The organism is Kitasatospora phosalacinea, assembly GCF_000716545.1.
In the GTDB taxonomy this organism is placed as follows: Bacteria; Actinomycetota; Actinomycetes; order Streptomycetales; family Streptomycetaceae; genus Kitasatospora; species Kitasatospora phosalacinea.
On the sequence record NZ_JNWZ01000012.1, the window covers coordinates 88575 to 105426 of the forward strand.

Sequence of the window (16852 nt, forward strand, 5' to 3'; positions counted from 1 at the left end):
GGGGGCGGCGCGTGGAACTGGCCGAACTCATCGGACTGCGACCGGTTCCGGGAGCGGGACTGCTGCTCACCCTGACCCGCCGCTGCCCGCTCAGCTGCGCGCACTGCTCGACCTCCTCGTCCATGGCCGGCGAGCAGCCGCGCGCCGCGGACCTGCGGCGCTTCGTCGGCTCGTTCACGCCCGCGGAGCGGCCCGAGGTGCTGATGCTCACCGGCGGGGAGCCGCTGCTGCGGCCCGGCCTGGCGGCGGAGCTCGCGGCGCTGGCCCGGGCCGCCGGGTGCCGCACCGCGCTGCTCAGCGGGATGTTCTTCGCCCGGGGCGGGCGGGTGCCGGCCCCGGTCGTCCGGGCGGTCTCGGCCCTCGACCACTTCTCGGCCAGCCTGGACGTCCACCACGAGCGGGAGGTCCCCCGCGCCGACGTGTTCCGCGCGGTGCACCGGGTGCTCGACGCGGGCGTCCCGGCCAGCTTCCACCTCACCGGCGGCGGCCCGGACGACCCGTACCTGGCCGAGGTCACCGCCGCCGTCCGGCGGGAGTTCGCCGACCGGGTGCCGATGCTGGTCACCGAGGTCCGCCCGCTCGGCCGGGCCGCCGCCTGGGCCGCCCGGGCCCGCCGGCCCGTGGACGCGGGGCGCGCGGTGCCCTGCGCGATGGCCGCCTGGCCGGTGGTGGCGTTCGACGGCGCGGTGCTGGCCTGCTGCAACCAGCGGGTCGTGGACCACCGCCCCGCGCCCGCGCACCTGCTGCTGGGCCACGCCGCCGAGGACGGCTGGCCGGCGGTGCGCCGCCGGCTGCTGGACTCCCCCGTGCTGCGGATGGTCCGGACCGTCGGCCCCGCCCACCTGGTCGCCCGGCACGCGGCGGAGCCGGTCTGCGGCGAACTGGACTACTGCGGCACCTGCCGCGGGCTGGCCGGGCGCCCCGGGGTGCTGGCCGGTGCGGAGCGGGAGGCGTCCGGCCCGGTGGGCGCCCTGCTGGACCGGGAGGCGGCCCGGGCGCAGGTCGCGGCGGGCCCGGTGGGGCTGGTCCGGCGCTACGGCTCCCCGGCGTTCGCGGAGCTGGTGGCGCTGGGCTCGCCGACCGGTCGCGGAGCGGCGTGAGCGGCCCGGGCCGGTCGGCCGCGCTGCGCGTCAAGCTCGACCTCGCCGCCCCGGTGCTGGACGCCGCCACCGCCGCGCTGTGGGAGCCGTCCGGCCGCGCCCGCCGGTACGTCGCCTACCTGTACGCCATGCACGCCCTGGTCCGGGCCTCGGTCCCGCTGATGGAGCGGGCCGCCCGGCGCTGCGCGGAGCTGGCGCCCGGCGACCCGGTGGCCGGGCCGCTCGGCCGGTACCTGGAGCGGCACATCGAGGAGGAGCGCGGCCACGACGAGTGGCTGCTGGCCGACCTGGCCGCGGCCGGCGCCGACCCGGCGGCGGCCCGCGACGGGCTCGGCGCGCCCGTCGTCGCCGGCCTGGCCGGCGCCCAGTACTACTGGATCGAGCACCACCACCCGGTCGCGCTGCTCGGCTACATCCGGGTCCTGGAGGGCCACGCCCCGGCGCCCGGGCTGGCCGACCGGCTCGCGGCGCGCACCGGCCTGCCCGCGGCGGCCTTCCGCACCGTCCGCGACCACGCCGACCTCGACTCCGGGCACCTGGCGGCGCTGGACGCCCTGCTCGACGACCTGCCCCTGACGCCCGGTCAGGAGACGGCCGTCGCGGTCAGCGCCCTGCACACGGCCGACGGCGTCACCCGCCTCTTTCTCCAGCTGGCAGCCATCCCAGGAGGTTCCGCATGACCGACCACCAGGACGCACTCGCCCGCCTGCAGGCGGCGGGCTTCGACCTGACCGCGTTCAGCGAGGAGCAGCGCGAGGTGCTGAGCGCCCTGACACCGCACGAACTCGGCGTGCTGGTGGAGATCAAGGGCCGGCTGGACGAGAGCGCCCCCGAAGTGCAGGCGCACGTCGACATCGCGGGCGGGGCGCTGTTCTGACATGGCCGAGTGCTCCGCGTGCCGGCACGCGCTGCCGCCCGACGCCCGCTTCTGCCCGTCCTGCGGCGCCGCGTGCGCCCCGCCCGGCCCCGGCTCGCCGGACGGGCGCAAGGTGGTCACCGTCCTGTTCTGCGACCTGGTCGGCTCCACCGCGCTGTCCGGGGCGCTCGACCCGGAGGTCCTGCGCACCGTCACGCTGCGCTACTTCGACCTGATGCGGCAGCAGATCGAGGCCCACGGCGGCACGGTCGAGAAGTTCATCGGCGACGCCGTGATGGCCGTCTTCGGCATCCCCGCGGTGCACGAGGACGACGCCCGCCGCGCCCTCGCGGCGGCCCTCGACATGGTCGACGCGCTGGACGGGCTGAACGCCGAACTGAGCGCCCTGCTGGGGGTGCGGCTCGACGTCAGGATCGGCATCAACACCGGCCAGGTGGTGGCGGGCGCCGACACCTCGGCCCGGCAGGCACTGGTCTCCGGCGAGACCGTCAACGTCGCCGCCCGGCTGGAGCAGAACGCCGCCGCCGGGCAGATCCTGATCGGCCCGGACACCCTGCTCGCCGCGGGCAGCACCGTGCGCGCCGAACCGGTCGGGCCGCTGCTGCTCAAGGGGAAGGCCGAACCGGTCACCGCGCACCGGCTGCTCGGGCTCGGCGAGGACGACCCCGAACTGCTGCGCCGCTTCGACGTCCGCTTCGTCGGCCGCCGCCGCCAGCTGGAAGCGCTCGACGCCGTGCTGGCCGACACCGCCGGGGGCCCCCGGGTCCGCCGGGTGCTGGTGCACGGCGAGGCCGGGCAGGGCAAGACCCGGCTGCTGCGCGAGTGGCTCCGGCGCACCCCGCGGCCGCACCTGCACGGCGCCGGCCGCTGCCGGCCGTACGGCGAGCAGGGCAGCCTGCGCCCGCTGGCCGACGCGGTGACCGAACTGCTGGCCGGGGCCGGTCCGGCGGGCACCGCGCCCGGGCTCGGCGAGGCCCTGCGGCTGCTCTCCGGCGGCCTGCTGCTGGACGGCACCCCGACCCCGTCGCTGGACGAGACCTGCGCGGCACTGGTGCGCGTCCTGCGGGCGCTGGCCGCCCGCCTCCCCGTCGTCCTGGTGGTCGACGACACCCAGTGGGCGGGGCCGCTGCTGCTGGACGTGCTCGGCCGGCTGGCGGGCGAGCTCGACGGGGCGGGCGTGCTGCTGGTCTGCCTGGCCAGGCCGGAACTGCTGGACGTCCGGGCCGAGCCGCTCGGCGAGCAGGCCCTGTCGATGCCGCTGACCGGGCTGTCGGACCAGGAGTCCGCCCTGCTGGCCGCGGAGCTGACCGACCTCGGCGCGCACGCCGAGCACCCGCCCACCGCGCTGCTGGAACGGGCCGGCGGCAACCCGCTGCACCTCGAACAGCTGCTGGCCGTCGCCGCCGGGTCGGGCCTGCCGGGCGGGCTCCCGCCCACCGTGCAGGCCGTGCTCGGGGCGCGCATCGACGCACTGGCGTCGCCGGACCGCGGCGTCCTGGACCTCGCCGCGGTGCTGGGCCGGGAGTTCACGGTCGGCGAACTGGCCGGGCTCGCCGCGTCCGGGCCCGCGGGCGCGCCGGACACGCCGGACGCCGTCCGGGCCACCCTGCTGCGACTCACCCGGCACCGGCTGGTGGAGCCGGTGCCCGGACCGCGCCCGGGCCCGGCCACGTTCCGGTTCGTCAGCGGGCTGGTCCAGGAGGTCACCTACCAGTCGCTGTCCAAGCGGGCCCGGGCCGAAGGGCACGCCCGGGCGGCGGAGCTGCCGTCCGTGCGGACGGCCGGCCCCGCCGCGGTCGGCGGCCACCTGGAGCACGCCCACCGCCACCGGGCCGCGCTGGGCCTGTCCGACGGCCTCACCGACACCCTGCGCCGACGCGCCGCCGACGCGCTCGGCCGGGCCGGCGCGCAGGCCCAGGCCCGCTCCGACCTGCCCTGGGCCGAGGACCTGCTGGGCCGCGCGGCGGCCCTGCACGGCGCCGACCCGGCGGAGGGCGCGGCCGTCGCCCGCCGGCTGGGCGAGACCCGCCTCGCCCTCGGCCGCACCGACGAGGGCCTCGACCTGCTCCACCGGGTGCTCGCGACCGCCGCCGACCCGGTGGAGCGGGCCCACGCGCGGCTGGCGCTGGCGACGGTCCGCCCCGGCGGCGAGACGCCGGCCGAGGCGGCCCGGGCGGCGCTGCCGGTCTTCGAGGCCGCCCGCGACGAGCTCGGCCAGGCCCGGGCCTGCCTGCGGCTCGGCCAGCGCCACCAGGCGCAGGGCCGGCACGGCGAGGCGGCCGCCCTGCTCACCCGGGCGCTGGCCCACGCGGTGCGGGCCGACGGCGAGCCGGAGCGGGCCGCCGCGCTGGGCGCGACGGGCATCTCGCTGTGGCGCGGGCCGCGGGCCGCCGCCGAGGCCGTCGACCACTGCCGGGCGCTGCTCGCCGAGCACGGCTCGCGGCGCCGCACCGTCCGGCTGACCCTGAGCTGCCCGCTGGCCCTGCTGCTCGCCCTCGACGACCGCTGGGACGAGGCCCGGGCGAGCCTGGCGGACGCCGAACGGTTGGCCGCCGAGCTCGGCTACGCGGAGGCCCGGGTCTTCCTGCCGGTCTTCGGCTCCACGGTGGAGGCGCTGGCCGGCCGCCGGGACCGGGCGCTGGCCCTGCTGGCGACCGCCACCGAACACGGCCGCCGCTACGGCGCCGGGACCCTGCTGGACGGCATCGCCCTGGAGTCGGCCCGGCTGCTCGTCGACTCCGGCGACCTCGAACGGGCCGCCCCGGTGGTGGAGCGGCTGGCGGCGGCCACCGCCCGGCCGCACGCCGAGGCGGTCGAGCTGGACGGCCTGCGCGGCCGGATCGCCGCCGCGCAGGGCCGTTCCGAGGAGGCGCTGCGCCTCGCCGACCAGGCGCTCGCCGCGGCCGCCACCACCGACTCCCCGGTCGTGCGGGGCCTGGCCGCCCTGGACCACGCGCACACCTGCCTGCTGCTCGGCCTCGGCGCCCGGGCCGCGGCGTCCGCGGCCGAGGCCGGGGCCCGGTTCCGCGCCAAGGGCCACCGGCCTGGGGTGCGGTGGGCCGCCGAACTCTCCCGCGCCGCCGGGCTCTCCCCCGCCGCCGGGGCCCGCCCCGACACCCTTCCCGTAGGCCCGCACCGGAACGAGTCCCCATGAGCACACCGACCGCCGCGAACGACCGCGCCCTCACCTGGAGCCTGCGGGACAGGCGTCCCGAGGACATCCCGGTGGCCGCGGACCCCTTCCCCGACCCCGACGCGGCCGTCTCGGCGGGGACGGGCCGGGGCGTCCGGGTCTGCGTCGTCGACTCGGGCGTCGAGCGCGACCATCCCGCCGTGGGCCGGATCGACGGCTCGTGGGTCGTGGTCAAGGACGACGACGGGGTCCGGGTGGAGGCCACCGACACCGGCGACACCTGCGGCCACGGCACCGCCTGCGCCGGCATCGTCCGCCGGGTCGCCCCGGAGTGCGAGCTCTCCAGCGTCCGGGTGCTCGGCGAGCGGTTCTCCGGCACCGGCGAGGTCCTGATGGGCGGGCTGCGCTGGGCCGTCCGGCAGGGCTTCGACGTGGTGAACCTGAGCCTGTCGACCACCCGGACCAGGTTCGCGCAGGAACTGCGCGAGCTCGCCGACGAGGCGTACTTCAACCGCACGGTGATCGTCGCCTCGGCGCACAACACCCCGGTGGAGAGCTTCCCGTGGCGGTTCGCCTCGGTGGTCTCGGTCGGCAGCCACCACGAGGACGACCCCGGGCTGCACCTGTACAACCCGCGGCCGCCGGTGGAGTTCTTCGCCCCGGGCCAGAACGTCGAGGTCGCCTGGCTGGGCGGCAAGACGATCCGCACCACCGGCAACAGCTTCGCCACGCCCTTCATCACCGGTCTGGCCGCCCGCATCCTGTCGGCGTACCCGCGCATGACCCCCTTCCAGCTGAAGAGCGCGCTCTACCTCTCCGCCGCCAACGTCCGTCTCCCCCACGTCGGCAGCGGTCCGCGGAGCGCCGCCGACGGCGTCCACCAGTAGAGGTGTCCCTGTGTCAGTCGAGAACCGATCCGTCACCGACCCCTCCGGCCCGCCGGACGACCCCTCCGCCCGGGAGCTGCTGCAGTCGGTCGTCGAGGTGGCCCGGGCCATCTTCGGAGCCCAGGCCAGCTCGGTGTTCCTCCTCGACGAGGAGGCCGGCGAGCTGGTCTTCCAGGCCGTCTCCGGCCGGGGCGAGGAGTTCCTGGTCGGCCGGCGCTTCCCGGCCGACCGGGGCATCGCCGGCTGGGTGGCGGCCTCCGCCGAACCCATGATCGTGGACGACCTGGCGGCCAACGCCTCCTTCGACCGCTCGCTGGCGCAGTCCACCGCGTACGTGCCCGACGCGATCATGGCCGCGCCGCTGATGGACGACGACCGGGTGCTGGGCGTGCTGGAGGTGCTGGACCCGGCCCCGCAGTCCCGCTCCAGCCTCTCCGACCTCGACCTGCTGTTCCTGTTCGCCCGGCAGGCCTCGATCGCCCTGCGCATCGTCACCCGGCAGCGCACCGGACCGGCTGCCGGTCCGGGCCTGGCCCCCGAGCGGCGCACCGAGGCGGCCGAGCTGGTGCGCCGCCTGGAACGGCTGCTGGTGGACGCCCCGCACGCCTGAACGGGGGACGCCGCGCCGCCGACACCGGGTGTCGGCGGCGCGGCGTCACCTCACCGGACCGGGGCTACAGCGTCTCGTAGTAGTGGCTGGCGAAGACGCTGAAGCACGGGTAGGCCGCTTCGGACGCGGCCTCGGCCTCGGCCTCGACCTCCAGCTGCTGCAGGGCGAGGATCTCGGTCATGGAACGGTTCCTTCCTGGTCGGAACGGGACGGGCCGGGTCGGGACGGGACGGGCGGCGCTCGGGACAGGCGCTCAGGACAGGTCGGTGTCGACCCACGAGCTGGCGTAGATGCTGAAGCAGGGGAAGGCCGACGCCTCCGCCTCCTCGTCGCTCGGGAGGACGTCGAGCTGCTGCAGGGCGAGGATCTCGGTCATGGAACGGTTCCTTCCTGGTCGGAACGGGACGGACGGGCGGACGGGCGGGGATCAGTACAAGGTCTCGGTGATCGTGCTGGCGTGGATGCTGAAGCAGGGGAAGGCCGCCTCCTCCGCCTCCTCGCCGGTCTCGACCTCCAGCTGCTGCAGGGCGAGCACCTCGGTCATGGACGACTCCCTTCGCTTGACCGTTCACGTGACCGTGGACGGGTGGGATCCAGGGTGAACCAGTCGTCACCCGGGCCGTGGAGGGCACGGTGCAGGGCCAGCAGGACGCCGGCGCCGCCACTGGCCACATCGGCGCTGAACCGGAGCGAACCCGTTCCGAGCCAGCGGACGCCGTCCCCGTGCGGGACGGCGTACTTGAGGAGCCCGGTCGCCATCCGCACCGCGTGCCCGCGGTCGGTGTCGTGCCGGGTGAAGTCGGCGTACTGCGCGAGCAGGTGGACCAGTCCGGCGAAGCCGTCGTGCAGGCCGGACTGCACCGCGCAGACCTTGCGGGCGTCGGCGACCACCCGGGGCAGGGCCTCGGCGCAGCGTTCGTCCGCCGCGTAGGACAGCAGGGCGGTGCCGATCCCGGCGGAGCCGGTGGCGAGGTAGGGCATCACCCGCCGGTTCACCGCGTTGTCGGCGAACGAGAGCGAGCCGTCGGGCAGTTCCACCGCGCGGTCCAGCTCCTGGTGGAGCAGCGCCCGTCCGGCGGCCCGGTAGCGCGGCTCCCCGGTCGCGGCGGACAGGTGGTGCAGGAAGAGGGCCAGGCCGGAGCGGCCGTGGAACAGGCCGCGGGCGTCGTGCGCGCCGAGCGTCGGCACCAGGTCGGCGGTGCGCAGCAGCGCCTCGCCGGCGGCGGCCGCCCGCTCCAGGTGGTCGGGGTCGCCGGTGTCCCGGTGCAGGGCGAGCCAGGCGAGGCCGATCCCGGCGCGCCCGCCGGCCAGGGTGCTGGTCGTCGCCGTCAGCGGGTGGCCGTCCGCGCCGCGCAGCAGGTCGGCCGCCTCGTCCGGGTGCCCGCCGCGGGCCAGCACCCGGGCGACCCCGGCGGAGCCGGCCAGCAGCCCGGGCGGCAGTTCGTCCGCCGCGGCCAGCGCGTCGCGGCGCAGCCGCTTGCCGACGTCGTCCGGGACGGGCAGGCCCGCCCGCTGGAGGGCGTGCACCACGCCGGCGGTGCCGTACGCCAGGCACACCGTGTTGGTGTGGAACGCGGCGGGCGAGGGCGGGAAGAGCGGGCCGGGCCGGTCGGGGTCGGCCAGGTCGAGCAGTCCGGTCGCGGTGCGGTCGGCGAGCCGCGCCAGGCAGCCCAGCGGGTCGGCGTCGACCTCCGCCGGGTCCGGCAGCGGCGCGCCGGCGCCCGGGCCGGGGCGGTGGAAGGCGGTGGCGCGCCGCCACAGGTCGGCGGGGACGGGCGCGGCCGCCGCCAGGTCGCGGCGCAGCAGGGCGAGGTTGGCGGCGGACAGCTGGGGCGCGTTGTGGAAGGGCGCGAGCAGGGTGAGCACGATCGCGGCCAGGCCGTAGCGGTCGGCGAGGAGCGGGTCGGCGGGGTCGGCCTGGCCCGGGGGCGGCACGAAGCCGGGGGTGCCCATCCGGGCGGGGCGGTCGGCCAGCGGGGTCGCCGACTCGAAGTCGACCAGCCGGGGCTCCCCTTCGGGGGTGACGATGACGTTGCCGGGGCTGACGTCGCCGAACCGCATCCCCAGCGCGTGCAGCCGGCCGAGGGCCGCGTCCAGTCCGGCGAGCAGGCGGCGGCAGTCGGCGTGGTACCGGTCGAAGTCGGCGGCGGGCCGGTCGGTCTGGAGGACCGGCGAGTTCTGGTTGATCCACTTCACCAGCGGCCGGCCCTCGACGTGCTCCATGACGAGGAAGTCGTGCTCCCACTCGGTGAAGTGGGCCAGCGGCTCGGGGCAGGCGCCCGGGGCGGACGCGTGCACGGCGGTGAGGTTGTCGTACTCCCGGCGCAGCCGTTCCCGGGCGCTCGTGCCGTCCCAGGTGTAGCCGTTGTGCGGGCGCGCCTCCTTGATCAGGACGAGCCGCCCGGTGCGGGTGTCGCGGGCCTGGTAGGCGCCGCCGGCGTTGCTCGGCTGCAGCACCTTGACGACCTCGTAGTCGCGGAGGCGGACGGCGCCCCGGTGCGGAGCCGGCTCCTCGGCCACGAAGGGGTCGCCGACGCCGTCGGGCAGGACGAAGTACGGCCGTCGGACGTCCGGCACCTCGCGCCCGCGGCCGTCCAGCACCAGCGGCTCGGCGGTGCCGTCGGGCAGCAGCCGGCTGCGGCGGGTGAACGCGCCGTAGCGGTAGTGGACGGTGCGGGAGTCGCGGTGGCGGCGGTCGCTGAGGACGTACCCGCCCTCCTCGTCGCGCAGGGCGTCGGCGAGCAGGTCGAGCAGCCGTCCGGCGGTCTCGGTGTCGGGCGGGTACGCGGCGCAGAACTTGCCCGCCTGGGAGCGGGAGGCGTGCTTGTGGTGCAGGGCGAGGAAGAAGAAGCGCGCCGACACGTGCTTGAACGGCACGCCCTCGGCGAAGCAGGTGCCGGCCACCGTGTCGAGCACCTCCTGCGCCCGCTCCAGCCGGGCCGACACGTGGATCTTCCAGCCCTGTTCGGCGCGGCGGAGCCCGGGGGCGCTCCACGCCGTCCAGATGTCCCGGTCGGTGCCGCGCCAGCCGGCCGGCACCCGGGCGGGGGCGAAGCGCCGCCCGGGGTCGGCCATCGTGCCGAGCGGAGCGTAGAACTGCTCGTCGGCGAGGGCTTCGGACAGTGCGTCGAACAAGGGGGGTCCTCCTCCAGGTCGTCCGGTGGCGGGCGGGCGCGGCGGGCCGCCCTTCCTCCGAACGCGGTGGGCCGGGGGCGCCCCCCGGCCGGGGAGGAACGGGGCCGTACCTGTTCGGGCCGTGCACAGGACGCTAGATGCGGCGGGTTCGGCAGCGGTCAACTCCCGGTATGGGAGCGCCTGTTCGCCCTGTGCGCCGGGCTGGCGCGCGGGGCGGGCGGCCACCGGGCGCCGCCTGGACGTGCCGGGGCGGCGCCGGGCGCCGGGGGTCAGTAGCCGCGGGTGCCCTTGGCGGACTTGGTGGGCGTCCGGTGCAGGAGTGCGGCGGCCAGGGCGGCGAGCACGACGGCGGAGCCGGTCAGGACGGCGACCGGGGTGGCGACGGCGGAGAGGCCGGCGCCGTCCAGGGTGACGGAGCGGAAGCCGCGGATCGCCCAGTAGCCGGGGGTGGCGGGGCTGACCGCGCGGGCCCAGGAGGGCAGCGAGTCGACGGGGACGAGCGCGCCGCCGAGACCGCCGAACAGCATGGTCAGCACGTTGGTCAGGGCGATCATCTGCTGGTCGGTCCGGCAGACCGCGAACATCAGCATGGTCAGGGCGACCAGCCAGCAGGCCAGCGCCAGGAAGACCGCCGCCGCGGCCGGCGGCGAGCCGTGCAGCCGGAAGCCGAACAGCGCCGATCCGAGGCCGAAGACCAGAGCGAACTGGACGGCCAGCAGCAGGAGCAGCGGTGCGGTCTTGCCGGCGACGATCTCCACCGTCCGCACCCCGGCGACCTGGAGCCGGGCCCAGGTGTGCCAGCCGTGTTCGCGGAACAGCATCAGGCCGCCGAAGGAGACGACGAAGAAGGAGAACATCACCGTCAGTCCGGGCACCGCCTGTTCGGATCCGTTGGCGGCGGCGTAGCCCTCCTGGACGAGGATCGAGCGGAACGCCGGCCGGAGGAAGGTGATGACCAGCAGCGGCATGACGACCAGGGCGACCAGCGGGGACGGGTCCTGGGCGAGGATGCGCACCTCGTGCCGGGCGAGGGCGGCGCCGCGGGTGAGCGATGCGGTGATCATGCCGCTACCTCCTGGGGCAGGTGTCCGGTGATCGACAGGAAGACCGTCTCCAGGTCGGGCCGGACCAGTTCGACGGAGCGGACCGCGGAGCCGTGCGCGCCGAGGAGTCCGAGCGCTTCGGCGGCGGTCTTGGCGGGGTCGCTGCTCGGCAGTCGGACGGTGGCGCCGCGGACCACCGCGTCGGGGCCGAAGTCGAGTCCGTCGGGCACGCGTTCGGTGAAGGTGAGGTCGACGGCCGCCCGGCCGTGGGTGTCGACGAGTTCGGCGAGGGTGCCGCGGCGCACGATGGTTCCCTCGTGCAGGATCGCGACGGTGGCGCGGAGGGTGTCGAGTTCGGCCAGGTAGTGGGTGGAGTAGCCGATGGCCGCCCCGTCGGCGGCGAGGTCGCGGACGGCCTGCAGCAGCCGGCTGCGGGTGGCGACGTCGACGCCGACCGTCGGTTCGTCCAGCAGCAGGAGCCGGGGTTCGTGCAGCATCGCGAGCGCGGTGTGCAGGCGGCGCTGCTCCCCTCCGGACAGCGCGCGGCCCTGGCGGTCGAAGAGCTTCTCCAGTTCCAGGGCGTCGGCGACCTTGTCGATCCGTTCGCGCAGGCGGGCGCCGCGCAGGCCGGCCAGCCGGCCGAACAGGGTCAGGTTGTCGCGGACCGTCACCGAGGGGTAGATCCCCAGGTCCTGGGGCGCGAGCCCGAGGTGGGCCCGGGCGCGGTGCGGGTGGCGGCCGACGTCGACGCCGCCGACCAGGACCCGGCCGGCGTCCGGCGGCAGCAGTCCGGCGACGATCGTCACCAGGGTGCTCTTGCCGGCGCCGTTGAGGCCGAGCAGGCCGGTCACCTCCCCCGGCTCGATCCGCAGGTCCACTCCGCGCAGGACCGGACGGTCCCCGTACGCCTTGTGGACCCCTTCGATGTGCAGTGTCATTCCCGGGTTCCTCCCCGACGGCCGGGCCGGGGGCGGCGGAGCGTCCGCCGCCCCCGGCCCGGGGTTCACGCCCCGGCCGGGGCCGTCTCGTTCTCGGTCTCCATGGCCAGGTCGAGCCGGAAGCGGGTGCGCAGCCAGGCTTCGTGGTCGTTGCCGTACCAGTACTTGCTGTGCTCCTCCATCGGGCGTTCGATGGTGGCGATCTTGACCAGCGGGTGCAGGGCCAGCGAGCCGTCGTGGGCCCAGCCCGAGCGCGGGGCGCGGGCCTGGCCGAGGTCGGTGAGCCGGTCGGCGCCGCGCAGCACCCACTCCGGGCCGCGTTCCTGGGCCAGTTCCCAGGGGAAGACGCTCATGGTCTGGGTCCGCCGGGTGAGGTGCCGGGCGACTTCGGAGAGGTCCTTGACCGGGTGCACGTAGAGGGTGCGGCCCAGCGGGTGGCCGACCACCTCGGCCGGGTCGTCGACGACGACGACCGCCCAGTCGGTGCCGCGGCGGACGTCCCAGCCGAGGTACTCGGCCTCGGTCAGGGAGAGTGCGCGGTGGGCGAAGGCGTCCTGGCTGTTGGTGCCGAGCGGGAAGACCTTCTGGAAGGTCTCGAAGTGCCGGCGCAGGCGGTGCACCAGGTCGTTGACGTCGCCCTTGACGAAGGCGCGCTGCACGTTGAGGCAGGCCTCCTGGTCGTAGTAGGCGACGTCCTCGACGAGCCGGTAGGCGGCCTCCTCGGCCTCGACCCGGTCGAGGTCGATGACGGCGGCGCTCCAGCGGGGGCCGTACTCGGCGATCGGGACGCCGCCGCGGACCTTGCGCTTGACGGTCTGCACGGCCTCCTCGCCGCCCCACACGCAGATGGCGTCGGCGGCGTCCACGGCTTCGTCGCCGATCGGGTCGCCGTGGTTCCAGTAGGCCATCGACAGGCACTGGGAGACGGGGTGCTGCGGGTCCGTCTCCAGGAAGGACTCGGCGAGGCCGAGCGGGGTGATCGGATCGCGCCGGGCCCACTTGGCGAGGTTCATGTTCTTGGTGATGATGCCGCGGATCAGGCTGTACTGGGAGGCCATCGGGATGTTGCCGACCAGGTAGTGCAGGACCAGGCCGCGCGGGAAGCCGCGGCGGAAGCACATCTGCTCGGGCATCCACTCGTCCAGGAAGCGCTCGCTGCCGAACTCGCTGGCGATCGCGTCGTAGGTGAAGTGGTGGCCGGCCAGGATGGCGCCCATCAGGTAGCAGTCGTAGTCGATCATGTTCGGGGCGAGCTGGGCGAACTTCGCGGCGTGCTCGGTGACGAACCGGCGTCCCGCGGAGTTGGCGTCCATCCAGCGCCGGCCGGCCTCGGAGAGGAAGGTGCACAGCTCGCGCAGGGTGAGCTTGGCGAGCCGGTCGCCGGCCTCCTCGCGGCGGGCGTCGATGGCCGCCAGGTCGTCCCTGGTCAGCCGCGGCACCCGGACGGTGGTGCCGCTCTCGGTGGCGAAGGTGATCGCGTCGTCGCCGGCGGCGGCGTAGCGCTTGGTGCCCGCGACGATCAGCGGCAGGTCGAGGATCTCGCTCATGCGGACAGCTCCTCGGTCCGCGCCTGCGCGGCCTCCAGCTTGGCCTGGGCCTTGCGGGCCGCGATGGCCTCGTGCAGCGGGGGCATCCGGCCCTCCTCCTCGCTGCCCGTCAGTCGCAGGCAGGCGTCCAGGATCACCTTGGTGTAGGTGAACGCGATGGTGGGGTTCAGGTTGAACTGGTGGGTGCCGACGGGCACCGGGACGACCTCGGTCGTCCCCGCGGTGCGGCCGCGGGCGAACTCGGTGACCTCGTCGAACAGCACCCAGGGGTCCTCGGTGCCGGCGATCCAGGTCAGCGGGGAGCGGACCTTCTCGCCGTCGGCGACGGTGTCCTTCCACTCGACGGCGCCGAAGGCCCGGCAGTCGTCGATGAACGCGGCGCCGTTGACGTCCTCGCCGAGCACCAGGACGTGGTCGGAGGCCTGCTCGGTGAAGTAGTCGGTGTCCAGCACCTCGCGCAGGGTGTGCCGCATGTTGACGACGCCGGCCGCCATCACGACCGGGGTCTCGACGTCCAGGCGGATGCAGGCGCGCAGCACCGAGGGCGCGGCGAGGCTGAAGCCGACGATCACGTCGACGTCGGCGGCCGCGAGGACGGCGGCGACGTCCTCGGCGCACGAGGTGAGGGTGAAGTCGTACATGTCGCCCGCGCTGTGGCCGACGTGGTTGCGCGGGTCGAAGCGGATCACCCGGAACCCGTTGGCGGTCAGCACGTAGGCGGGCATGAAGAGGCTGTCGGCACTGACGCCGAACGGCGGCACGAGCAGCACGGTGCCCCGCGGCTCGCCCTCGGGGAGGTCGAACTGGGCGGCCAGGCCGGCCAGTTCGTGGCGGCCGCGCAGCGCGGTGAGGTCGGTCATCGGTTCGTCCTCCGGTCCAGCTTGAGGGCGCAGCCGCGCCCTTCCACTCGGTTGATGCGCCGTTCCAGGTGCAGCACGTCGCCGGTGCGGCCGCAGCCGCACTCCACGCCCCGGTCGACGCGGCCGAAGTCGTCGGACAGCACGAAGCCGGGGTAGCTGGTGGGCGTGGCGTCGACGAAGCCCAGCACGCCGGTCTCGCCGGGCTCGGCGGGTTCGAGGGTGCGCGGGTCCTTGGCGTCGGCGTACAGCCAGGGCGGCACGTGCAGGCGGTGGTGCGCGCACTCGAACATGACGGTGTTGAGCTCCACCATGTTGAAGGTGTCGCGCACCCGGGCGGCGTCGGCGAGGCCGAAGGCGTCGAGCATCAGCCCGACGAACTCGGCGCGCGGGATGCTCCGGCCGCTCGCCCGCTTCCAGCCGCCGATGGTGGCGACCAGCGAGTCGGGGTGCAGCCGCAGCCCGGCCTCGCGGGCGGCCTCGGCGGCGTCCATCAGCAGCGGCGGCGGCCCGACCAGCATCACCGGCGAGCCGGTGTGGGCGGTCAGGTCGCGCAGCAGCGCGTCGAGCAGGAACGTGTCGTCCTCGACGTAGCAGTCGCCGTCGGTGAACAGCGAGATGCCGGACATCACGTAGGCGATCCACAGGTGTCCGGCCTCCAGCGGGCCGAGGTTGAACAGCCGCAGCTCGGACCGCTGCTGGCCGAGCACCTCGTACGCGCCGATGCCGCAGGTGGCGAAGAACCGGTTGAGGGTGCGGTCGTCGCGCGGGACCACCGAGACGGTGCCCTGGGTGCCGCTGGAGGTGGTGTGCAGCACCGCGTCGTCCGCGGGGCGGCTGGCCACGACGTGCGCGCCGCGCTTGAACAGCGCGGCGGGCAGCAGCGGGACGGCGGCGAGGTCCTCGACGGTCTTCAGCCGGTCGACGCCGAAGCCGCGCAGTTCGCAGAACCGGGCGTAGCGCTCGTTGCGTTCGATGTGCCAGGCGACGGCGGCCCGGATGTGTTCGAGCCGGAAGGCGTCGGCCTCGGCCGGCGGCAGCAGGCTGACGTCGGCGGAGGACAGCAGCCGGTCGAGTTCGTCGAGGCCGGGTGCGGTGCCGGTCGGCAGGTGGTCGGTCATGCGTTTCCCCGTGATCCGGTTGGGCGGCGGGTGGACGTGGGCACTGGTCGGTGCTTCCTTTCGCTGGGTGCGTGCGGGGGCCCGTCGGGTGGGACGGAAGCGTCAGTCGAGTACGTGCACGAGGGGGCGCAGGCGGGGGGCGGCGACGTAGAGCGCCACCGCGCCGAGCACCGCGAGCGCGCCGAGCAGTCCGAAGTAGCGGACCTCGTGGGCGGGGTCGTAGAACTTGACCACCTGGGCGCCGATGCCGTTGCCGACGGCGCCGCTGAGGAACCACAGGCTCATGGTCTGGGACATGAACGCGGCCGGGGCGAGCTTCGTGGACGCGGACAGGCCGATCGGCGAGAGCAGCACCTCGCCCAGCGCCATGATCAGGTAGACGCCGATGATCCAGAGGGCGTTGACCTTGCCGTGCGGGCCGGAGACGCCGCTGGCGAGCATGACCACCAGGAAGGAGACGCCGACCAGCAGCAGCGCGCCGGACATCTTGCGGTACGGGCTGGGCTGGCGCGGGCCGAGCCGGGCCCACACCGCGGCCGCGACCGGGGCGAGCAGCACGATGGCGAGCACGTCGACCGATCCGAACCAGGACGGCGGGAACGACCAGCCGAGGATGTCCAGGTCGACCCGGTCGGCCGCGTACACGGCGAGGACGGAGAACTGCTGGTTCGACAGCAGCGCGAAGATCACCGCGGCGAAGAAGATCGGGATGTAGCCGAACATCCGGCGGCGCTCCTGCGGCGCGGTGCGGGGGCTGCGGACGATCATCAGGAAGTAGAGCACCGGCAGCACGCAGCTCACCCAGGTGACCAGGTCGACGACCCGGTCGACGGTCAGCCAGTCGGTGGCGGCGAGCACGCCGACGAACACCGCGATGCCCGCGACGACGCCGCCGACCCGCGTCCAGACCCGGCCGCGCTCCCCGGCGCCCAGCGGGTTCGGCGGCCGCTGGCCGGCCGAGCCGAACGCGCGGCCGGACAGCACGTACACCAGCAGGCCGATCGCCATGCCGAGGGCGGTGCTGGCGAACGCCAGGTGGAAGTCGGCGTTGTCCTGGATCCAGCCGACCACCAGCGGCCCGGCGAAGCCGCCGAGGCTCAGCCCGACGTAGAACAGCGAGAAGCCGGCGTCGCGCCGCTCGTCGGACGGCTCGTACAGCTCGCCGACCAGGGTGGAGACGTTGGTCTTCAGCAGGCCGGTGCCGAGCACGACGAGCATCAGGCCCGCGTAGGTGACGGACAGGCCCGCGGCGAGGGCCAGCACGATGTGGCCGCACATGATGACGACGCCGCCGTACAGCACCGTCCGGCGGGTGCCGGCCAGCCGGTCGGCGATCCAGCCGCCGAGCACGCCGAGCATGTACACCATCGCGGCGTACGCGGACACCTGGGCGGCGGCCGAGGCCTTCGGCACGCCGTAACCGCCCTTGGCCGGCGGGTAGTACAGGTAGTAGACGAGGATGGCGCGCATCCCGTAGTACGAGAAGCGCTCCCAGGTCTCGGTGAAGGCGAGGGCGCTCAGAGCGCGCGGGTGGCCGAGGAAGCCGGTGCGCAGGGGCGCCACGCGTCTTCCGGGGACGTCCGTGAGGGCGGTGTCGGTCATGG

15 protein-coding genes are annotated in these 16852 nt (G+C 75.3%); 6 read left to right on the forward strand and 9 right to left on the reverse strand.

From position 1 onward, the window contains the following. Nucleotides 1–11: 11 nt before the first annotated feature. Genes OO48_RS08180 through OO48_RS08205 form a run of 6 tightly spaced genes read left to right on the forward strand, consistent with a single transcriptional unit; the run spans nucleotide 12 to nucleotide 6607 of the window. Nucleotides 12–1100: a radical SAM family protein gene (locus OO48_RS08180; protein WP_033213709.1), complete on the forward strand. Its 1089-nt coding sequence runs from the start codon at nucleotides 12–14 to the stop codon at nucleotides 1098–1100. After that, a complete protein-coding gene (locus OO48_RS08185) occupies nucleotides 1097–1780 on the forward strand; it encodes an iron-containing redox enzyme family protein (protein ID WP_033213710.1) in 684 nt (227 codons plus the stop codon). Before OO48_RS08180 ends, OO48_RS08185 begins: the two co-directional genes overlap by 4 nt. Beyond that, nucleotides 1777–1977, forward strand: coding sequence for an aroma-sacti cluster domain-containing protein (locus OO48_RS08190; RefSeq protein ID WP_033213711.1), 201 nt, complete (start codon nucleotides 1777–1779; stop codon nucleotides 1975–1977). The genes OO48_RS08185 and OO48_RS08190 overlap by 4 nt, the downstream gene beginning before the upstream one ends. A gap of 1 nt (nucleotide 1978) precedes the next feature. Beyond that, a complete protein-coding gene (locus OO48_RS40590) occupies nucleotides 1979–5131 on the forward strand; it encodes an adenylate/guanylate cyclase domain-containing protein (RefSeq protein ID WP_051731888.1) in 3153 nt (1050 codons plus the stop codon). Continuing rightward, the gene (locus OO48_RS08200) at nucleotides 5128–5997 is read left to right on the forward strand and encodes a S8 family peptidase (protein WP_033213712.1); all 870 of its coding nucleotides are present in this window, start codon (nucleotides 5128–5130) and stop codon (nucleotides 5995–5997) included. The genes OO48_RS40590 and OO48_RS08200 overlap by 4 nt, the downstream gene beginning before the upstream one ends. 10 nt (nucleotides 5998–6007) lie before the next feature. Next, nucleotides 6008–6607, forward strand: coding sequence for a GAF domain-containing protein (locus OO48_RS08205; protein ID WP_033213713.1), 600 nt, complete (start codon nucleotides 6008–6010; stop codon nucleotides 6605–6607). A gap of 253 nt (nucleotides 6608–6860) precedes the next feature. Here the strand turns inward: OO48_RS08205 and OO48_RS40595 are convergent, their stop codons facing one another. From OO48_RS40595 to OO48_RS08245, 9 genes are all read right to left on the reverse strand, one after another. Then, on the reverse strand, nucleotides 6861–6983 hold the full coding sequence (locus OO48_RS40595) for a hypothetical protein (RefSeq protein WP_280842393.1): 123 nt from the start codon (nucleotides 6981–6983) through the stop codon (nucleotides 6861–6863). A gap of 51 nt (nucleotides 6984–7034) precedes the next feature. Continuing rightward, on the reverse strand, nucleotides 7035–7151 hold the full coding sequence (locus OO48_RS39175) for a class III lanthipeptide (protein ID WP_209439450.1): 117 nt from the start codon (nucleotides 7149–7151) through the stop codon (nucleotides 7035–7037). Then, entirely contained in the window at nucleotides 7148–9742 is a 2595-nt protein-coding gene (lanKC, locus tag OO48_RS08210) for a class III lanthionine synthetase LanKC (protein WP_051731889.1), read from the reverse strand. Before lanKC ends, OO48_RS39175 begins: the two co-directional genes overlap by 4 nt. 269 nt (nucleotides 9743–10011) lie before the next feature. After that, on the reverse strand, nucleotides 10012–10806 hold the full coding sequence (locus OO48_RS08215; RefSeq protein WP_051731890.1) for an ABC transporter permease: 795 nt from the start codon (nucleotides 10804–10806) through the stop codon (nucleotides 10012–10014). Further along, on the reverse strand, nucleotides 10803–11723 hold the full coding sequence (locus tag OO48_RS08220) for an ABC transporter ATP-binding protein (RefSeq protein WP_033213714.1): 921 nt from the start codon (nucleotides 11721–11723) through the stop codon (nucleotides 10803–10805). Before OO48_RS08220 ends, OO48_RS08215 begins: the two co-directional genes overlap by 4 nt. A 65-nt stretch (nucleotides 11724–11788) precedes the next feature. Next, a complete protein-coding gene (locus OO48_RS08225) occupies nucleotides 11789–13270 on the reverse strand; it encodes an acyl-CoA reductase (protein ID WP_033213715.1) in 1482 nt (493 codons plus the stop codon). Continuing rightward, nucleotides 13267–14130 (reverse strand): alpha/beta fold hydrolase, encoded by an 864-nt coding sequence (locus OO48_RS34945; protein WP_051731891.1) that lies wholly within the window; start codon nucleotides 14128–14130, stop codon nucleotides 13267–13269. Before OO48_RS34945 ends, OO48_RS08225 begins: the two co-directional genes overlap by 4 nt. Beyond that, nucleotides 14127–15248: a LuxE/PaaK family acyltransferase gene (locus OO48_RS08240; RefSeq protein WP_033213718.1), complete on the reverse strand. Its 1122-nt coding sequence runs from the start codon at nucleotides 15246–15248 to the stop codon at nucleotides 14127–14129. Before OO48_RS08240 ends, OO48_RS34945 begins: the two co-directional genes overlap by 4 nt. A 102-nt stretch (nucleotides 15249–15350) precedes the next feature. Continuing rightward, nucleotides 15351–16850 carry a peptide MFS transporter gene (locus tag OO48_RS08245; RefSeq protein WP_033213719.1) on the reverse strand — a complete coding sequence of 500 codons (1500 nt, stop codon included), beginning with the start codon at nucleotides 16848–16850 and terminating at the stop codon, nucleotides 15351–15353. Nucleotides 16851–16852 lie beyond the last annotated feature (2 nt).

Coding starts and splice junctions, on each gene's coding strand:
- OO48_RS08190 (WP_033213711.1), top strand. CDS start 1,777: ATGACCGACCACCAGGACGCACTCGCCCGCCTGCAGGCGGCGGGCTTC.
- OO48_RS40590 (WP_051731888.1), top strand. CDS start 1,979: ATGGCCGAGTGCTCCGCGTGCCGGCACGCGCTGCCGCCCGACGCCCGC.
- OO48_RS08200 (WP_033213712.1), top strand. CDS start 5,128: ATGAGCACACCGACCGCCGCGAACGACCGCGCCCTCACCTGGAGCCTG.
- OO48_RS40595 (WP_280842393.1), bottom strand. CDS start 6,983: ATGACCGAGATCCTCGCCCTGCAGCAGCTCGACGTCCTCCCGAGCGAC.
- OO48_RS39175 (WP_209439450.1), bottom strand. CDS start 7,151: ATGACCGAGGTGCTCGCCCTGCAGCAGCTGGAGGTCGAGACCGGCGAG.
- OO48_RS08215 (WP_051731890.1), bottom strand. CDS start 10,806: ATGATCACCGCATCGCTCACCCGCGGCGCCGCCCTCGCCCGGCACGAG.
- OO48_RS08220 (WP_033213714.1), bottom strand. CDS start 11,723: ATGACACTGCACATCGAAGGGGTCCACAAGGCGTACGGGGACCGTCCG.
- OO48_RS08225 (WP_033213715.1), bottom strand. CDS start 13,270: ATGAGCGAGATCCTCGACCTGCCGCTGATCGTCGCGGGCACCAAGCGC.
- OO48_RS34945 (WP_051731891.1), bottom strand. CDS start 14,130: ATGACCGACCTCACCGCGCTGCGCGGCCGCCACGAACTGGCCGGCCTG.
- OO48_RS08240 (WP_033213718.1), bottom strand. CDS start 15,248: ATGACCGACCACCTGCCGACCGGCACCGCACCCGGCCTCGACGAACTC.
- OO48_RS08245 (WP_033213719.1), bottom strand. CDS start 16,850: ATGACCGACACCGCCCTCACGGACGTCCCCGGAAGACGCGTGGCGCCC.